Origin of the sequence: Lysobacter sp. S4-A87 (assembly GCF_022637455.1) — a bacterium.
Classification (GTDB): Bacteria; Pseudomonadota; Gammaproteobacteria; order Xanthomonadales; family Xanthomonadaceae; genus Lysobacter_J.
On the sequence record NZ_CP093341.1, the window covers coordinates 2,188,274 to 2,206,802 of the forward strand.

An 18,529-nucleotide genomic window follows, 5' to 3' on the forward strand; every position below is an offset into this window, starting at 1 on the left:
AACCGTCTGTAATCGCGGTTACTGCTTCGCCGCCGGCTTGGCGTTGCTCGCCACCGGCTTCTTCAGTTCGATCAGCGCCGCCGTGATCGGCGCATCGCCATCGAGCACGTCGCCGGCGTTGTCGCCGGGCTGGCCGTCGGCCTCTTCCTCGTCGCCACGCAGGTGCCCCGGCAGGCTCGCCTCGCTGATGTTGCGCACGCTCTTGTCGTCGTCCTTGGCCGGATGCAGGACCACGTCGGGCGTGATCCCCAGTGCCTGGATCGACTTGCCGCTGGGCGTGTAATAGCGCGCGGTGGTCAGCTTGACCGAGTCGCCGTTGTCCAGCGGCAGCACGGTCTGCACCGAGCCCTTGCCGAAGGTGCGGCTGCCGACGATGCGCGCACGACCGTTGTCGCGCAGCGCGCCGGCCAGCACTTCCGCGGCGCTGGCCGAACCGGCGTCGACCAGCACCACCAGCGGCGCGCCGGCGAGGCGGTCGCCCGGCGTGGCGGAGAATTCGGCATCGCTGATGGCGATGCGCCCACGCGTGCTGACGATCTTGCCCTTGTCGAGCAGGTCGTCGGCGATCTGCACCGCCGAAGTCAGCAGGCCACCGGGATTGCTGCGCAAGTCGATGACCAGGCCGCGCAACTTGCCGCCAGCCTGGGCCTTGAGGGCTTCAATCTTCGTTTCGAAGTCGGCCGCGGTGTCGGCCTGGAACGCGCTGATGCGGATGTAGCCGTAGCCCGGCTCGAGCATCTTGCTGCGCACGCTGGCGATGCGGATGGTCTCGCGCTGGATGGTCACATCGAACGGCTTGTCCTTGCCCTCACGCACGATCGTCAAGGTGACCTTGCTGCCGGCGGCACCGCGCAGCGGACCGGAGTTGTCGCCTTCGTCGGGCTTGAACGGTTTGCCGTCGATCGCGGTGATCACGTCGCCGGCCTTGATGCCGGCGCGCGCCGCGGGTGTTTCGTCGATGGGGGCGATCACCCGCAGGCTGCCGTCGGGCTGGCGCATCAGTTCGACACCGACGCCGTCATACGCGCCGCGCGACTGCTCCTCGAAACTCTCCGCGTCGTCCTTGTCGAGGTAGACGCTGTGCGGGTCGAGGTCGAACAGCAGGCCGCGGATCGCCGAGTGCATCAGCTTGTCGTCGCCGACCGGTTCGACATAGGCCTGCTTGACCGCGTTGTAGACCGACACGTAGCGACGGATCTCTTCCAGCGGGACCTTGGAGTCGGTGGTCTCGGCGTCGGGCGATTCGATCGGCGCCTGCGCGGCGTCGGTGGCGTCAGGCGGAGTCTCCTGCGCCGCAGCCGGCAACGCGACCGCAACGGCCAGGGCAAGCGGAACCAGGACCAGGTGGCGCAGGGACATGCACGAAACTCCGGGACGGTGCGACGGACAGGACATCATGTTCGACAGCGTGTTTGTTCGGCGGCGTGGACCTTCGCTGGGAGGACCACGGCTGCCTGCGATTATGGACACGTTGGCGGCGGGCAATGGAAGGCTTTCGTTAATCCACCAGACCGGCGGCGCAGGTGCATTCAGCCGTCAGCGCCGCAACCAGGTGCCCGGGTTCACCGGCGCGCCATTCCGGCGCAACTCGAAGTACAGCGCCGGCCGCCCCTGGCCGCCGGAGTTGCCGACCGTGGCCACGGTATCGCCGCGCTTGACGCTGGCACCGACGTCCTTGAGCAGGGCATCGTTGTGCGCATACAGGCTCATGTAGCCGTTGCCGTGGTCGACGATGAGCAGCAGGCCGTAGCCGGTCATCCATTCGGCGTAAACGACGCTGCCGTCGGCGACGGCCTTGACCGGCGTGCCGGCGCTGGCGGCGATCAGCAGGCCGTCGCTGCCGCGCCCGTCGGGCATGGTGGCGCCGAACCCGGCCAGCAGCGCGCCCGACACCGGCCAGCCGAGTCCGCCCACCTGGGGCGCCGGCGCGCTGGCCACCACCACCGGCTTGCGCGGCGCGGTCTCGCCGCCGCTGCGTCGTGCTTCCTCGCGCGCGGCGCGTTCGGCGGCGGCGCGCCGTTGCGCCTCGGCGCGGGCCGCGGCGACGCGAAGCTTCTTCAACAGCTGTTCCAGGCCCTTGGCATCGCGGCCGAGCGCGCGTTCGCGCGAGCTGCGGTCCTTGTAGCGCTGGTCGAGCGAGGCCACCAGCGCCGCGCGTTCCTTGCGATCGGACTGCAGGTCGCCCAGCTGGCTGCGCTGCTGCTGGCGCGTGCTGTCGAGCTCGCTGCGCCGCTGCACGATCTGCGCCTCGAGCGTGTCGAGCTCCTTGAGCTGCGTGCTCAGCTCGGCGATGCGGCGGGTGCGGTCGCGTTGCAGATAGCCGTAGTAGGCCAGGGTGCGACTGCCCTCGGCGACGCTGTCCTGCGCCAACAGCAATTTGAGCGGCGCGTCCTGGCCCTGCAGGTACGCGCCGCGAAGCAGCTGCGCCAGCTCCTGGCGCTGCGCCGTCATCCGCGCTTGCAGCGTTTCGCGCTGCTGCTGCAGTTGCTGCAGCGATGACTGCTCGCGTGCCAGGCGCGTCTCGATCTCGCGCAGGCGGCGGTTGGACTGGCCCACCTTTTCGTCGGCCGCACGCAGTTTGCGCGAAGCGTCGCCGCGCTGGTCCTCGATCTTGCGACGCTCGTCGGCGACCGACTTCAACTCGCGCTGGATCTTCTCCAGCTTGCGCTCGGCCTCGCGGCTGCTCTGCGCACCCGCCGGCGTCGCCACTAGGGTGGCGAGGCCGAAGGCAACGATGGCGAACGCACGCAGCAGTCGCATCGTCGGGGAGGTCGGCATCGTTGCGGTCAGCCCGCCAGCAGGCTCGTGCCGCTCATTTCCGCCGGTTGCGGCAGTCCGAGCAGGTCGAGGATGGTCGGCGCGACATCGCGCAGGGCGCCGCCGCCGCGCAGCGTCGCTGCACGCGGGCCGACATACACGAACGGAACCGGGCCGACGGTGTGGGCGGTGTGCGGTTGGCCCGTGGAGGCGTCCCGCATCATTTCCAGGTTGCCGTGGTCGGCGGTGACCAGCAGCGCGCCGCCGGTGTCGCGCACCGCCTGGGTGATCGCACCGATGGCGATGTCGACCGCCTCGGCAGCCTTGATCGCGGCGGCAATATCGCCGGTATGACCGACCATGTCGGGATTGGCGATGTTGCAGATGGCGACATCGATGTCGCCCGAACGGATCGCCGCGGTCAACCTGGCGGTGACCTCGGGGCAGCTCATTTCCGGCTGCAGGTCATAGGTGGCGACCTTCGGGCTGGGCACGAGGATGCGGGTCTCGCCTTCATAGGGGTCCTCGCGGCCACCGCTGAAGAAGAAGGTCACGTGCGCGTACTTTTCGGTCTCGGCGATACGCAGCTGCCTGAGGCCGTTGGCGGCCAGCACTTCCCCCAGGGTGTTGCGCAGATCGTCCGGACCGAATGCGACCGGTGCCGGCAGGCGCGCGTCGTACTCGGTCAGGCAGACGAAGCGCGACAACGCAGGGCGACGCGCGGCGAAGCCGTCGAAGGTCGGCGAGACAAACGCAGCGGTCAGCTGGCGCGCGCGATCGGCGCGGAAGTTCATGAACACCACCGCGTCACCGTCGGCCATGGGCGCGCTGCCCTGGATCACGGTGGGGGCGACGAACTCGTCGTTCTCGCCGCGCTCGTAAGCCTGCAGCAATGCCTCCACCGGACCGGTGGTGACGTGCTCGCTGCGCGCTTCGACCATCGCGTCCCAGGCGCGGCGCACGCGGTCCCAGCGCTGGTCGCGGTCCATCGCGTAGTAGCGGCCGCTGACGCTGGCGACATGGGCGTTGCCGAGCTTGCGGCAGACATCGAGCAGGCGCTTGAGGCTGGGTTCGGCCGACCGCGGCGGCATGTCGCGACCGTCGAGGAAGGCGTGCACCGCGACTTTCGCGACGCCGGCCTGACGGGCCAGCTCGAGCATGGCGAAGATGTGGTTCTCGTGGCTGTGGACGCCGCCGGGCGAGAGCAGGCCCATCACGTGCAGCGTGCCGCCGTTGTTCTGGGCCGCGGCGCAGGCCGCACGCAGCTCCTCGTTGCCGAAGAAGCTGCCGTCCTCGATCGCGGCGTCGACGCGGGTCAGGTCCTGGTAGACGATCCGGCCGGCGCCCAGGTTCATGTGGCCGACCTCGGAATTGCCCATCTGCCCGTCCGGCAGGCCGACGTGGCGGCCCTCGGTGTGGATCAGGGTGTGCGGGGCGCTGGCCAGCAGCGCGTGCCAGTTGGGCAGGGTGGCCTGGGCCAGGGCATTGTCGGTCGGGTCTTCGCGGTGGCCCCAGCCGTCGAGGATGAGCAGGACAACGGGTTTGGGGCGCACGGGGGAGGCTGACACGTCGGGATTTCCCTGGTCGGTAAAGGGTGGGACTCTACGCGGAGTGACTTCGGGCACGGGCCTGGGCCGGCGCTGGCTGCGATTGTAGCGAAGCGGCGTAAACCGAAGCCGCCCTCACCGCATCTCCTGCATTGAAGCCTGTCCCAATACGGAATCCCGAACGATGCGCATCAGCCCAGTAGTCGTACTCCCCCTCGCCCTCGCCCTGTCCGCTCCTGCGGCCTTCGCCGCCCAGGACATCGAGAAGGTCAACGGCAGCATCACGGTCGATGCCGGCCAGCAGGCCGGCAATCTCGAGACCGTCAACGGCAGCATCACCATTGGCGCGGGTGCCCGCACCGGTGACGCCGAAACCGTCAACGGCAGCATCCGCGCCGCCGAGAACGTCCAGGCCGGCGGCCTGGAGACGGTCAACGGCAGCATCCGCGTCGGCGAGAAGTCGCGCCTGGACGGTCGCCTTGAAACGGTCAACGGCGGCGTCTTCGTCGATCGCAGTGGCGAGGTCCGCGGCGGCATCGAAACCGTCAACGGCTCCATCGGCCTGGTCGACACCGATGTCGGCGGCGACATCACCACCGTCAACGGCGACCTCACCGTCGGCGTCGACTCGCACGTGAAGGGTCGCATCCATTACTCCAAGCCGAGCCAGAGCTGGTTCTCGATGAACAAGCGTGACCCGAAGGTGATCATCGGACCCAACGCCGTGGTCGATGGCCCACTGGTGTTCGAACGCAAGGTCACCCTGTACGTGCACAACACCGCCAGGACCGGCGCCATCACCGGTGCCACCGCCGTGCGCTACGACGGCACCCTGCCGCCGGAGTAAGTCCCTGTCGTCCCGGAGCCAGGGGACCTGCGAAGCGGGTCCCTCACTCGCCCGGGACACTGGCAGGGCCGGGATGGCGCGACAAACTGTCGGATCCGGCACGTCGTGGTCGCGGATCCGGGGCCTAGAATGGAAATCCGCACCCGCCGCCAGGCCGGTGCGGCTGGTCCATTCCGGAGGTCCCATGTCCCGCATTTCCCTGCTCACCGCCGCCATCGTCGGCACGCTCGCGCTGGCGGCCTGCTCCAAGCCGGAGGCCGATGCGCCGACGGCGGCCGCACCGTCCCCCGCTCCCGCCGACCCCGGCAACCGCCATCCCTTCGGCGACACGATCAACGCCGCCGACTTTGCCGAGCACGTGAAGACGCTGGCATCGGACGAATACGAAGGCCGCGCACCCGGCAGCGCCGGCGAGGACAAGACCGTCGCCTACCTGGAAGCGCAGTTCAAGCGCATGGGCCTGCAGCCCGGCAACGGCGACAGCTACGTGCAGACCGTGCCGATGGTGGAAACCGTCGCCAGCGAGGGCACGGTGCTCAAGCTCGACGTCAAGGGCCAGCCGCGCGAGCTCAAGTTCGGCAGCGACATGGTGGTCGGCACCCGCACCGGCAAGAACGAGGTCAAGGTCGACGGCAGCGACCTGGTGTTCGTCGGCTACGGCGTCAACGCCCCCGAGCAGAAGTGGAACGACTACGCCGGCGTCGACGTGAAGGGCAAGACGGTGGTGATGTTCGTCAACGACCCCGGATTCCACGGCCAGGATCCGAAGCTGTTCGAAGGCAAGCGGATGACCTACTACGGCCGCTGGACCTACAAGTTCGAGGAAGCCGCACGCCAGGGTGCTGCAGCGGCGCTGATCATCCACGACAGCGATGGCGCCTCCTATGGCTGGGACGTGGTGAAGAATTCCTGGTCGGGCGCGCAGTTCGACCTGCCGGCCAAGGACGATCCGGAGCCGCGCCTGCCGGTGCAGGGCTGGATCACCGGCGACGTCGCGCGCACCCTGCTGTCCTCGCTCGGGCAGAACCTGGACGAGCTTTACAAGGCGTCCGGCAAGCCCGGGTTCAAGGCCATCGCGCTGCAGGCGAAGCTGTCGGTCGACCTGAAGAGCACGATCAGCGAGAAGTCCTCGCGCAACGTGGTCGCACGCCTGCCCGGCGCCACGCGTCCGGACGAGTCCATCGTCTACATGGCGCACTGGGACCACCTGGGCAACCATGGCCACGAAGGCCACGGCGAGGCCACACCGGCCGGCAGCGACAACATCTACAACGGCGCGATCGACAATGCGACGGGCGTGGCCGGCATCCTCGAGATCGCCGAAGCCTTCAGCAAGCAGCAGCCTCCGCCGGATCGCTCGCTGCTGTTCCTGGCCGTGACGCTGGAAGAGTCCGGCCTGCTTGGCTCCAAGTACTACGTTGCCCACCCGACCGTGCCGCTCGACAAGACCGTGGCGGTGATCAACCTCGACGCCATGCCGGTGATCGGCAAGTCGCGCGACATGACCGTGGTCGGTTTCGGCAGCTCCGAACTCGAGGACATCCTCAAGACCGTCACCGACGGGCAGCAGCGAGTGCTGCATGCCGAAGCCACGCCGGAAGACGGCTTCTACTTCCGCTCAGATCATTTCAACTTCGCCAAGGCAGGCGTGCCCGCGCTGTATGCCAGGGGCGGCGACGACCTGGTCGACGGCGGCACGGAGGCCGGGCAGAAGGCGCAGGTCGACTATCGCGACAACCGCTATCACAAGCCCGGCGACCAGTACGACCCGACCTGGAAACTCGAGGGCGTCATCCAGGACCTGGATGCGCTGTATGGCGTCGGCAAGACCCTGGCGGGCAACGATCAGTGGCCCAACTGGTATGAGGGCAATGCCTTCCGCGCCGCCCACGACAAGTTGATGAAGCCTGCGGCGAAGTAATCTGCCTGCAGTTGCACGGCCGACGACGGCGCCCCCGAAGTGGGGCGCCGTTGTCGTTTTCGGCTACGCTGGCGCCTCGTTCAGCCGGGGAATGCCATGACGCTTGCCACTGCCTACGTCTGTGTCCTGATCGCCGCCGTCCTGCCCTACCTGTGGGTCGCCATCGCCAAGGCCAGCGGCGAGCGCTACGACAACCGCGATCCGCGCCGCTGGCAGGAACGCCAGCAGAGCCAGCGTTCGCTCCGCGCCAGCGCAGCCCAGCTCAACAGTTACGAGGCGTTTGCGCCGTTCGCGGCGGGCGTGATCATGGCCCAGCTGGCCGGCGTGCCGCATGCGCAGATCGGCACGCTGTCGGTCGCGTTCATCGTTTTCCGCATCCTGCACGGCCTGCTCTATGTCAGCGGGCGGCACTTGCTGCGCACCGCCGCGTGGTTCGCCGGCTACGCCTGCGTGATCTGGCTGCTGGTCCAGGCAGCGTTGAACATCACCGTCTGACAACTTCGAAACTACATCTCCGATATCGCGCGCGGCGACCCCGCCGCGCCTTGCCTGTCATCCCCCACATGCAAACCCCCGCCGAATCCACCCTGTCCGCCTTGCACGAAACGCTCAGGCGCGACGGCTTCAGTTTTGTCGCCGGCAGCGTCATGCGCGAACTCTTCGAACATCGCCATGCGCTCGATGACTGGGCGCGCTTTGCCGCCAGTTGGGACGACCTCGCCCCGGACGCCTACCTGGCCAGCGTCGGCCACAACCGCAGTCGTCGCTACGCGGTGTTTGCCGCAGGCAGCAGCGGCGCGATCGTGCGCCAACCGCACCAGCCGCATTACCAGAGCCGGGACTACAACAACCTGCAGGGCGGGATCGAGCGCTGGTTCGAACCGGTGCGACCGGAAATCGCAGAGAGCTACAGCCTGCGCACGATCCTCGAGTTCTGCCGTGATTTCTACGGCGAGCTGTCGCCGGAGGTGGCGGCCTGGCATATCGAACTTCACCAGTTCCGCATCGAGGCCCGTCCCGGCGAACCCGGCCAGCCGACACCGGAAGGCGTCCACCGGGACGGCGTGAATTACGTCCTGGTCCTGCTGATCGATCGCCACAACATCGTCAGCGGTACGACCACGATCCACGCCGCCGATGGCCGCGAACTGGGCAGCTTCACGCTGACCCACACCATGGACGCGGCACTCGTCGACGATTCCCGGGTATTCCATGGCGTTACGGCCGTGGAGGCACAGGATCCCGGGCAGCCATCGCATCGCGACGTGCTGGTGGTGACGTTGCGCGCTGCGGGCTGAAAGCTCCCGGGTGCGCTGCGCTTACCCGGGCTACGAAAACCTTGTCGGTAGCCCGGGTAAGCGCAGCGCACCCGGGTCATGCGTCCCGCACCGCGCGCCAGATAATCCCCCGCAGCGCAGTGATTAACTTCACGCCGGGCCACACCATTAACTTTCCAAACGCGCAAAGAAAAACCCCCAACCTTTCGGCTGGGGGTTTTAGGGTAAAGCCCCTGGCGATGACCTACTCTTGCATGGCTTAAGCCACACTACCATCGGCGCATGTGCGTTTCACTTCCGAGTTCGGAATGGGATCGGGTGGGACCACACAGCTATTATCACCAGGGAGAGGGTGGAGGGTCGCGGATCTCGGTGTACTGAGTCGCGCACACGCTCTCGTTTGGTTGCTTTCACGGGATGTATTCCGTGTCGGCGAATGGGTTGGGAATTGTAGCAAGTTTTTGGCGAATGGTGTCCGACGCGTCGGAAGCCAAAGCAACTTGAGGTTATATGGTCAAGCCACACGGATCATTAGTACAGGTTAGCTCAATGCATTGCTGCACTTACACACCCTGCCTATCAACCACCTGGTCTTGATGGTTCCTTTAGGGGACTTGAAGTCCCGGGAGATCTCATCTTGAGGCGCGCTTCCCGCTTAGATGCTTTCAGCGGTTATCGCTTCCGAACATAGCTACCCGGCAGTGCCACTGGCGTGACAACCGGAACACCAGAGGTTCGTCCACTCCGGTCCTCTCGTACTAGGAGCAGCCCCTCTCAAATCTCCAACGCCCACGACAGATAGGGACCGAACTGTCTCACGACGTTCTGAACCCAGCTCGCGTACCACTTTAAATGGCGAACAGCCATACCCTTGGGACCGACTACAGCCCCAGGATGTGATGAGCCGACATCGAGGTGCCAAACACCGCCGTCGATATGAACTCTTGGGCGGTATCAGCCTGTTATCCCCGGAGTACCTTTTATCCGTTGAGCGATGGCCCTTCCATACAGAACCACCGGATCACTAAGACCTACTTTCGTACCTGCTTGATCCGTCGATCTTGCAGTCAAGCACGCTTATGCCTTTGCACACAGTGCGCGATGTCCGACCGCGCTGAGCGTACCTTCGTGCTCCTCCGTTACACTTTGGGAGGAGACCGCCCCAGTCAAACTACCCACCATACACGGTCCCCGATCCGGATTACGGACCTAGGTTAGAACGTCAAGCACTTCAGGGTGGTATTTCAAGGTTGGCTCCGCCGAAGCTAGCGCCTCGGTTTCATAGCCTCCCACCTATCCTACACAGAAGAACTCAACGTTCAGTGTAAAGCTATAGTAAAGGTTCACGGGGTCTTTCCGTCTTGCCGCGGGAACGCTGCATCTTCACAGCGATTTCAATTTCACTGAGTCTCGGGTGGAGACAGCGCCGCTGTCGTTACGCCATTCGTGCAGGTCGGAACTTACCCGACAAGGAATTTCGCTACCTTAGGACCGTTATAGTTACGGCCGCCGTTTACCGGGGCTTCGATCAAGAGCTTCGCCTTGCGGCTGACCCCATCAATTAACCTTCCGGCACCGGGCAGGCGTCACACCCTATACGTCCACTTTCGTGTTTGCAGAGTGCTGTGTTTTTGATAAACAGTCGCAGCGGCCTGGTCACTGCGGCCCCTCCCAGCTATTCACCAGAAAGGGCGCACCTTCTCCCGAAGTTACGGTGCTATTTTGCCTAGTTCCTTCACCCGAGTTCTCTCAAGCGCCTTAGAATTCTCATCCTGCCCACCTGTGTCGGTTTACGGTACGGTCTGCGTAAGCTGAAGCTTAGGAGCTTTTCCTGGAAGCGTGATATCGGTTGCTTCGCCCTGATGGGCTGGTCCTTAGTCTCAACGTTGCTCCCCCGGATTTGCCAAAGGGAACCGCCTCAACTCTCTCACCGGGACAACCAACGCCCGGCCAACCTAACCTTCTCCGTCCCTCCATCGCACTTACGCGAGGTGCTGGAATATTAACCAGCTTCCCATCGACTACGCATTTCTGCCTCGCCTTAGGGGCCGACTCACCCTGCGTCGATTAACGTTGCGCAAGGAAACCTTGGGCTTTCGGCGTGCGGGCTTTTCACCCGCATTATCGTTACTCATGTCAGCATTCGCACTTCCGATACCTCCAGCAGACTTCTCAATCCACCTTCAACGGCTTACGGAACGCTCCTCTACCGCGCATAACCAAAGTTATGCACCCCAAGCTTCGGTTCATCGCTTAGCCCCGTTAAATCTTCCGCGCAGACCGACTCGACCAGTGAGCTATTACGCTTTCTTTAAAGGGTGGCTGCTTCTAAGCCAACCTCCTGGCTGTCTGTGCCTTTCCACATCGTTTTCCACTTAGCGATGAATTTGGGACCTTAGCTGTGGGTCTGGGTTGTTTCCCTTTTCACGACGGACGTTAGCACCCGCCGTGTGTCTCCCCTACATTCTGTCCTGGTATTCGGAGTTTGCCATGGTTTGGTAAGTCGCAATGACCCCCTAGCCATAACAGTGCTCTACCCCCAGGAAGATTCATAGGAGGCGCTACCTAAATAGCTTTCGAGGAGAACCAGCTATCTCCGGGTTCGATTAGCTTTTCACTCCTAATCACACCTCATCCCCTACCTTTGCAACGGGAGTGGGTTCGGGCCTCCAGTTGATGTTACTCAACCTTCACCCTGGGCATGACTAGATCACCCGGTTTCGGGTCTACTGCCCGCGACTATGCGCCCTTATCAGACTCGGTTTCCCTTCGCCTCCCCTATACGGTTAAGCTCGCCACGAACAGTAAGTCGCTGACCCATTATACAAAAGGTACGCCGTCACCCTTGCGGGCTCCGACTGCTTGTACGCACACGGTTTCAGGGTCTATTTCACTCCCTTCACCAGGGTTCTTTTCGCCTTTCCCTCACGGTACTGGTTCACTATCGGTCGGTCAGGAGTATTTAGCCTTGGAGGATGGTCCCCCCATGTTCAGACAGGGTTTCTCGTGCCCCGCCTTACTCGATTTCATTGGAAGAGCTCTTTCGCATACCGGGCTGTCACCGTCTATGGCCAACCTTTCCAGGTTGTTTTGCTAGAACTCAATCAACTTAAGGGCTGGTCCCCGTTCGCTCGTCACTACTCAGGGAATCTCGGTTGATTTCTTTTCCTCCGGGTACTTAGATATTTCAGTTCTCCGGGTTTGCCTTGCATGGCTATTTATTCACCATGCAATACCTCTTGCGAGGTGGGTTTCCCCATTCGGACATTGCGGGATCAATGCTTGTTGCCAGCTCCCCCGCACTTTTCGCAGGCTGCCACGTCCTTCATCGCCTCTGACCGCCAAGGCATCCACCGTGTGCGCTTATTCGCTTGACCATATAACCCCAAGTTGCCTTGGAGCTACATTCGGACCAGGGGTACAAAGCCCGGTCTGGAATATAACGACTCAATTAATAAAGTGTCCGAAGACACTCGCCTTAGCCTCACGACACGTCATGGACACAATTCGTCTCAAAACGCTCGCTACAATTCCCAATTTTCAAAGAACGCAAATGGGCCTCAACGCCCAGCTGCTTCAATATTTGATGTGTGCGCAATCAGAGTTTCGTTCGCTGGAACCACTTTAGCGGTGGTGGGTCTGGGAGGACTCGAACCACCGGCCTCACCCTTATCAGGGGTGCGCTCTAACCACCTGAGCTACAGACCCAAAGTGTTTCCCGCCGGCATAATCGCCAGGCAAGGGTCTTCGCCCAAGGTGGTGGAGCTTGTCGGGATCGAACCGACGACCCCCTGCTTGCAAAGCAGGTGCTCTCCCAGCTGAGCTAAAGCCCCATCGAATTCCCTGGAGGGATCCGGGGACGCTCCCGCAGCCACCCCTATGGGCGACCCGGAACTCTGAATGCAGGTTACTTGTGCGGACGTCCGACCAGCAATTTGCTGTCTTTAGTCTCTAAAGGAGGTGATCCAGCCGCACCTTCCGATACGGCTACCTTGTTACGACTTCACCCCAGTCATCGGCCACACCGTGGCAAGCGCCCTCCCGAAGGTTAAGCTACCTGCTTCTGGTGCAACAAACTCCCATGGTGTGACGGGCGGTGTGTACAAGGCCCGGGAACGTATTCACCGCAGCAATGCTGATCTGCGATTACTAGCGATTCCGACTTCATGGAGTCGAGTTGCAGACTCCAATCCGGACTGAGATAGGGTTTCTGGGATTGGCTCGCCCTCGCGGGTTTGCAGCCCTCTGTCCCTACCATTGTAGTACGTGTGTAGCCCTGGCCGTAAGGGCCATGATGACTTGACGTCATCCCCACCTTCCTCCGGTTTGTCACCGGCGGTCTCCTTAGAGTTCCCACCATTACGTGCTGGCAACTAAGGACAAGGGTTGCGCTCGTTGCGGGACTTAACCCAACATCTCACGACACGAGCTGACGACAGCCATGCAGCACCTGTGTCACGGTTCCCGAAGGCACCAATCCATCTCTGGAAAGTTCCGTGCATGTCAAGGCCAGGTAAGGTTCTTCGCGTTGCATCGAATTAAACCACATACTCCACCGCTTGTGCGGGCCCCCGTCAATTCCTTTGAGTTTCAGTCTTGCGACCGTACTTCCCAGGCGGCGAACTTAACGCGTTAGCTTCGATACTGAGGGCCAAGTTGCCCCCAACATCCAGTTCGCATCGTTTAGGGCGTGGACTACCAGGGTATCTAATCCTGTTTGCTCCCCACGCTTTCGTGCCTCAGTGTCAGTGCTGGTCCAGGGTGTCGCCTTCGCCACAGATGTTCCTCCCGATATCTACGCATTTCACTGCTACACCGGGAATTCCACACCCCTCTACCGCACTCTAGTCAGCCAGTTTCCAATGCAGTTCCCAGGTTGAGCCCAGGGCTTTCACATCAGACTTAACAAACCACCTACGCACGCTTTACGCCCAGTAATTCCGAGTAACGCTTGCACCCTTCGTATTACCGCGGCTGCTGGCACGAAGTTAGCCGGTGCTTATTCTTCCGGTACCGTCATAACTCCGGGTTATTAACCCGAAGCTTTTCTTTCCGGACAAAAGTGCTTTACAACCCGAAGGCCTTCTTCACACACGCGGCATGGCTGGATCAGGCTTGCGCCCATTGTCCAATATTCCCCACTGCTGCCTCCCGTAGGAGTCTGGACCGTGTCTCAGTTCCAGTGTGGCTGATCATCCTCTCAGACCAGCTACGGATCGTCGCCTTGGTGGGCCTTTACCCCGCCAACTAGCTAATCCGGCATCGGCTCATCTATCTGCGTGAGGCCCGAAGGTCCCCCACTTTCTCCCGTAGGACGTATGCGGTATTAGCGTAAGTTTCCCTACGTTATCCCCCACAAATAGGCAGATTCCGATGCATTCCTCACCCGTCCGCCACTCGCCACCCACAGTATTGCTACTGCTGTGCTGCCGTTCGACTTGCATGTGTTAGGCCTGCCGCCAGCGTTCACTCTGAGCCAGGATCAAACTCTTCACTTAAAATTGCATGGATCCGAAGATCCAAATTTTTTGAGTGCAAAGCTCGTTCCAGGCACCAATTACTCGCTTGCATTTGCATGCATTTGAATCGTTGTTGCTTGGTACGAACATCTGCTCAATGGACAACCATCCACCAGCCAGACGTCCGCACAAGTTACCTGCGCACACTGTCAAAGATCTTCGGGGCCGGCCTCAGCGCCTTTCCCGTCTCACCCCGCCGCACCAAAGTGCCCGAGGGAGCCGACTATCTTACAGCGAATTTCGATTCCGTCAACACCGTGTCGAAATCTTTTTTCGCTCCCCGAAGGTCCGTTCAGCGTCCTTTCGGACCGCCCCAGGACCACCGGGCCGCGCATCTTACAGCATGCTCGAGAACCGTCAACCGCCTCGAACCACACCGTCTTTTCCGCGTCCCGCCGCGATCAAGTTCACCGTGGCGGGGCGCGCATTGTGCACATGCACAACGCGCATTGGAAGGGGTAGATCGAAAAATTCTTTGCGAATTTTTTGTTGACGTTTGCGATGAGTGGGTTCATCGCTTTATGCGGCGGTGATTGAGCGCGTTGCGCGTGCATTTCTCTGCATGCATCCGCATGCAGAGAAGGAAGATCGCGTGCTTACGCCGCTATCAGCCGCACGCGTGCAAACGTGCGCTTGCCCACCGCGAGCACACCCTCGAAGCCTGGCGTGAACACGCGCTGCGCATCCTCGATCACCTCACCGTCGATTCGCACCGCGCGTTCCTTGAGCTTGCGGTTCGCCTCTGAATTGCTGGGCGTGAGCCCGGCCGCGGTAAGAAGCGCGGCAATCCGCATGCCCTCGGCCGGCACGGCTACGTCGGTCAACGACAGGCTGGAGACGTCGCCCTCGCCGCGGACAGCGGCATTCCAGCCCGCCACGGCTTGTTCCGCCGCGGATTCGCCGTGGAATCGCACCGCGAGCTCGCGCGCCAGGCGCATCTTCAGGTCGCGCGGATTCAGCTGGCCACCTTCGATGTCGGCACGAAGCTTCGCGGCTTCGGCCATGGAGATCTCGAAGCTGAGCAGATCGATCCAGCGCCACATGAGCACGTCGTCGATTTTCATCGTCTTGGTGACGATGTCGATCGCCGGCTCATTGATGCCTATGTAGTTGCCCAGCGACTTGGACATCTTGTTGACGCCGTCCAGGCCCTCCAGCAGCGGCATGGTCAGGACGATCTGCGGCGCCTGGCCGTGGTGCTCCTGCAGGCCGCGGCCCATCAGCAGGTTGAACTTCTGGTCGGTGCCGCCCAGCTCGACGTCGGCCTGCAGCGCCACCGAGTCGTAGCCCTGGACCAGCGGATAGAGGAATTCATGGATGGCGATCGACTGCTGGGCCGCATAGCGCTTGGCGAAGTCGTCGCGCTCGAGCATCCGCGCCACCGTGTGCTGGGCGGCCAGCTTGATCATGTCCGCCGCGCCCATCTTGCTGAACCACTCGGAATTGAAGCGGACCTCGGTGCGGTCCTTGTCCAGCACCTTGAAGACCTGGTCGGCGTAGGTCTGGGCATTGGCCAGCACGTCCTCGCGGGTCAGCGGCTTGCGGGTGACGTTCTTGCCGGTCGGGTCGCCGATCATTCCGGTGAAGTCGCCGATCAGGAAGATGACCTGGTGCCCGAGGTCCTGGAACTGCCGCATCTTGTTCAGCAGGACGGTATGGCCGATATGCAGGTCCGGGGCGGTCGGATCGAACCCGGCCTTGATCCGCAGGGGCCGGCCCAGCTTGAGGCGGGCTTCCAGCTCCTCGCGCTTGAGGATCTCGTCGGCACCACGGCCGATCAGGTCTAGGGCGTCTTGGACGGAGGCTGGGGACTGGGGGGACAAGGCTCGGACTCGCTGGTGAATGGTGAACGCGAAGTGCGATCACCGTCATGGATTTGGGTTAAACCGAAGTTAAACATCCGGATACTGAGTTGTGATGAAAAACCCTATTCAGGACAAGGGTTTGACGCACACTTCTCGCGTCACTATGGTAACGCGGCAACGCGGCCTTCACACCAGCGCGCGAGATACCTCAAATGACAGCACACGATAGCGGTACGGAACGGCGCGAGCGCCTCAAGGCCCTGCGCGAAGCCGCTCTGCACCGACCGGTGCTGGCCACAGGCGCTTCCAATGGTTTCAACGGTCGCTGGTCGCGTCGGCAATGGGCTCACGCGAGCCTGTTTGCAACGCTCGGCGTTCTCGTTGCCGCCATTGTCCCCGGTTTCGGTCCCGCTGCCAGCAAACAGCCGCTGCATACGCAGCGCAGCTCGCTGGCGCTTGCCTTGCCGCCGCTGCCGCTGTCGCGCCTGAAGGGCCACAACGGCGACAGCTGGCAGATCGTCCGCGTCGAACGCGGCCAGACCCTGGGCGCGGTGTTCGAGGATCTCGATCTTCCGGCCTCGACGATGCACCGGATCCTGGACGAATCGGGCGACAAGGCGATCCTGACCCGGCTCAAGCCCGGCACGGAACTGGCCTTTGACCTTCCGCAGGGCGCCAACGGGCAACCGGGTGAGCTGCGCACGTTCCGCTATGACCGCGACGACAGCCACCGCGTCGAACTGAGCCTGGCCGGCGACAAGGTCACCGAGAAGGTGCTGGTCCGCCCGACCGAGAGCCGTACCGTCGTCATCAGCGGCAAGGTCGGCAAGTCGCTGTTCCGCTCGGGCCGCAAGCTGGGCCTGTCGGGCAGCAACATCAACACGCTCACCGACGAGATCTTCAAGTACGACATCGACTTCAACGAAGACGTCGGCGCCGACGATCGCTTCAGCGTGGTGGTCGAGCAGACCTGGCGCGAGGGCGAACTGCTGCGCACCGGTCCGGTGCTGGCGGCGACCTTCACCACCGGCGGCAAGCTGCACACCGGTTTCCGCTTCGAACGCAACGGCAAGTCCGAGTACTTCACCGGCGACGGCCGCCCGTTGAAGAAGAGCTTCATCCGCATGCCGATCCCGTATGCGCGCCTGACCTCCAACTTCGGCACCCGCAAGCACCCGGTGCTGGGCCGTACCCGCATGCACAAGGGCGTCGACTACGCCGCGCGCACCGGCACGCCGATCATGGCCGCCGGCGACGCACGGGTGAAGACGGCCGGCTGGATGGGCGGCTACGGCAACGCGGTCGTCCTCGACCACGGCCGCGGCTACACCACGCTGTATGGCCACATGTCGCGCATCGGCAAGATCCGCCCGGGCCAGCGCATCGCCCAGGGCACGGTGATCGGCTACGTCGGCACCACCGGCATGTCGACCGGCCCGCACCTGCACTACGAGTTCCGCGTCAACGGCGTGCACCGCAACCCGCTGTCGATCACCATGCCGCCGCCGGAGCCGCTGTCGGGTGCCGCGCTGGCCCAGTTCCGCACCCAGACCAGCGTCGCGCTGGCGCGGATCCAGAAGGTCGAGAACATCATCTACGCCGACGCGGATGCGCCGGCTCCGGCGCCCACCGCGGCGCCTGGCAAGGCCAAGAAGCCCGCCAAGACCAAGGCCTGACATGCCCGCGCTCCACGCCGGGCCGGCCGGCAGTCCCGTTGACGGCCTGTTCGTCGGGCTGATCTCGGGCACCAGCGCCGACGGCATCGATGCCGCGCTGGTGCGGTTCTCGCAAGACGACGTCGAACTGCTCCTGGGCCGCACCTACGCCTGGGATGCAGGCATCCGCGAGCGCCTGGTGGCCCTGGGCCAGGGCGGAGAGGCGCAGTCACTGGACGAGATCGGCACGCTCGACGTGCAGATTGCCGAGGCCTTCGCCGCAGCAACGCAGCAGCTTCTCGTCGAGGCCGGCATCGGCCCGGCGCAGGTGGTTGCCGTCGGCTCGCACGGGCAGACCGTGCGCCATCGTCCCGAAGGCGCCCGCTTCAATGGCCAGCACCCTTTCACCTGGCAACTCGGCGACGGCAACCTGATCGCAGAGCGCACCGGCATCACCACCGTCGCCGACTTCCGTCGCCGCGACGTGGCTGCCGGGGGCCATGGCGCACCCCTGCTGCCGGCGCTGCATGCCGCGCTGCTGCACGACGCAGGCGAAGACCGCGCGGTGCTCAACCTGGGCGGCATCGCCAACTTCACGCTGCTGCCGGCGCAGGGCCTGGTGCGCGGATTCGACACCGGCCCGGCCAACTGCCTGCTGGATGCCTGGTGCCAGCGCCACACCGGCCGGACCTACGATGCCGGCGGCGCGTTCGCCGCGCAGGGACAGCCGGATGCCGATCTGCTTGCGCGCCTGCTCGACGAGCCGTGGTTCATGCTGCCGCCGCCAAAGAGCACCGGCCGCGAGCACTTCCACCTCGACTGGCTGCAGGCACGGCTGGCCGGCACGGAAGCCCCGGCGGACGTGCAGGCGACGCTGCTGGAACTGAGCGCGATCACGATTGCCGATGCCCTGCTCGCGCACCAGCCCGACACCCGTCGCGTACTGGCCTGCGGCGGCGGCGTGCACAACCCGCGCCTGCTGGCGGCGATCGCCCAGCACCTGCCAGGCGCGACCGTCGAATCGACCGCGCGCCATGGCGTGGACCCGGATTTCGTCGAGGCCATGGGTTTCGCGTGGCTGGCCCGGCAAACGATGTCCGGCCGTCCCGGCAACCTGGCCAGCGTCAGTGGCGCCCGCGGTCCGCGCGTGCTCGGCGCGATTCATCCTGCCTGACGCTGCCTCTGGCGCCCCGGTTGCGCC

Annotated in this window: 9 protein-coding genes, 2 tRNA genes, 3 rRNA genes and 1 pseudogene; 6 read left to right on the plus strand and 9 right to left on the minus strand. The window is 63.7% G+C overall.

Annotation, left to right across the window (positions count from 1 at the left end; translation table 11 throughout):
* Positions 1–54 precede the first annotated feature (54 nt).
* From MNR01_RS09845 to gpmI, 3 genes and pseudogenes are all read right to left on the minus strand, one after another.
* Positions 55–1,359, minus strand: a pseudogene (locus MNR01_RS09845) (S41 family peptidase); the annotation flags it as partial.
* 177 nt (positions 1,360–1,536) lie between these two features.
* The gene (locus tag MNR01_RS09850; RefSeq protein WP_241917646.1) at positions 1,537–2,778 is read right to left on the minus strand and encodes a peptidoglycan DD-metalloendopeptidase family protein; all 1,242 of its coding nucleotides are present in this window, start codon (positions 2,776–2,778) and stop codon (positions 1,537–1,539) included.
* Between the two features lie 8 nt (positions 2,779–2,786).
* A complete protein-coding gene (gene gpmI / locus MNR01_RS09855) occupies positions 2,787–4,325 on the minus strand; it encodes a 2,3-bisphosphoglycerate-independent phosphoglycerate mutase (RefSeq protein WP_305852234.1) in 1,539 nt (512 codons plus the stop codon).
* Between the two features lie 169 nt (positions 4,326–4,494).
* Here gpmI and MNR01_RS09860 point away from each other — a divergent pair, with 169 nt between their 5' ends.
* The 4 genes from MNR01_RS09860 (at position 4,495) to MNR01_RS09875 (ending at position 8,370) form a co-directional block, all read left to right on the plus strand.
* A complete protein-coding gene (locus MNR01_RS09860) occupies positions 4,495–5,151 on the plus strand; it encodes a hypothetical protein (RefSeq protein WP_241920584.1) in 657 nt (218 codons plus the stop codon).
* 184 nt (positions 5,152–5,335) lie between these two features.
* On the plus strand, positions 5,336–7,072 hold the full coding sequence (locus MNR01_RS09865; protein WP_241917647.1) for a M28 family metallopeptidase: 1,737 nt from the start codon (positions 5,336–5,338) through the stop codon (positions 7,070–7,072).
* A gap of 96 nt (positions 7,073–7,168) precedes the next feature.
* On the plus strand, positions 7,169–7,567 hold the full coding sequence (locus tag MNR01_RS09870; RefSeq protein ID WP_241917648.1) for an MAPEG family protein: 399 nt from the start codon (positions 7,169–7,171) through the stop codon (positions 7,565–7,567).
* A gap of 68 nt (positions 7,568–7,635) precedes the next feature.
* The gene (locus MNR01_RS09875; protein WP_241917649.1) at positions 7,636–8,370 is read left to right on the plus strand and encodes a 2OG-Fe dioxygenase family protein; all 735 of its coding nucleotides are present in this window, start codon (positions 7,636–7,638) and stop codon (positions 8,368–8,370) included.
* A gap of 210 nt (positions 8,371–8,580) precedes the next feature.
* On the opposite strand, the gene rrf is transcribed toward MNR01_RS09875, so the two are convergent.
* From rrf to tyrS, 6 genes are all read right to left on the minus strand, one after another.
* Positions 8,581–8,695: ribosomal RNA gene (gene rrf / locus MNR01_RS09880) — 5S ribosomal RNA — on the minus strand.
* A 164-nt stretch (positions 8,696–8,859) separates the two neighbouring features.
* Positions 8,860–11,726, minus strand: a 23S ribosomal RNA gene (locus tag MNR01_RS09885).
* Between the two features lie 254 nt (positions 11,727–11,980).
* Positions 11,981–12,057: transfer RNA gene (locus tag MNR01_RS09890), tRNA-Ile, on the minus strand.
* A gap of 49 nt (positions 12,058–12,106) precedes the next feature.
* Positions 12,107–12,182: transfer RNA gene (locus MNR01_RS09895), tRNA-Ala, on the minus strand.
* 120 nt (positions 12,183–12,302) lie between these two features.
* Positions 12,303–13,847: ribosomal RNA gene (locus MNR01_RS09900) — 16S ribosomal RNA — on the minus strand.
* The 16S, 23S and 5S rRNA genes sit together here with 2 tRNA genes alongside, the layout of an rRNA operon.
* Positions 13,848–14,464: 617 nt before the next feature.
* On the minus strand, positions 14,465–15,691 hold the full coding sequence (gene tyrS / locus MNR01_RS09905) for a tyrosine--tRNA ligase (RefSeq protein ID WP_241917650.1): 1,227 nt from the start codon (positions 15,689–15,691) through the stop codon (positions 14,465–14,467).
* A 194-nt stretch (positions 15,692–15,885) separates the two neighbouring features.
* On the opposite strand from tyrS, the gene MNR01_RS09910 reads away from it, so the two are divergent.
* A complete protein-coding gene (locus MNR01_RS09910) occupies positions 15,886–17,349 on the plus strand; it encodes a M23 family metallopeptidase (RefSeq protein ID WP_241917651.1) in 1,464 nt (487 codons plus the stop codon).
* A gap of 1 nt (position 17,350) precedes the next feature.
* The gene (locus MNR01_RS09915; protein WP_241917652.1) at positions 17,351–18,502 is read left to right on the plus strand and encodes an anhydro-N-acetylmuramic acid kinase; all 1,152 of its coding nucleotides are present in this window, start codon (positions 17,351–17,353) and stop codon (positions 18,500–18,502) included.
* The last annotated feature ends 27 nt before the right edge of the window (positions 18,503–18,529 follow it).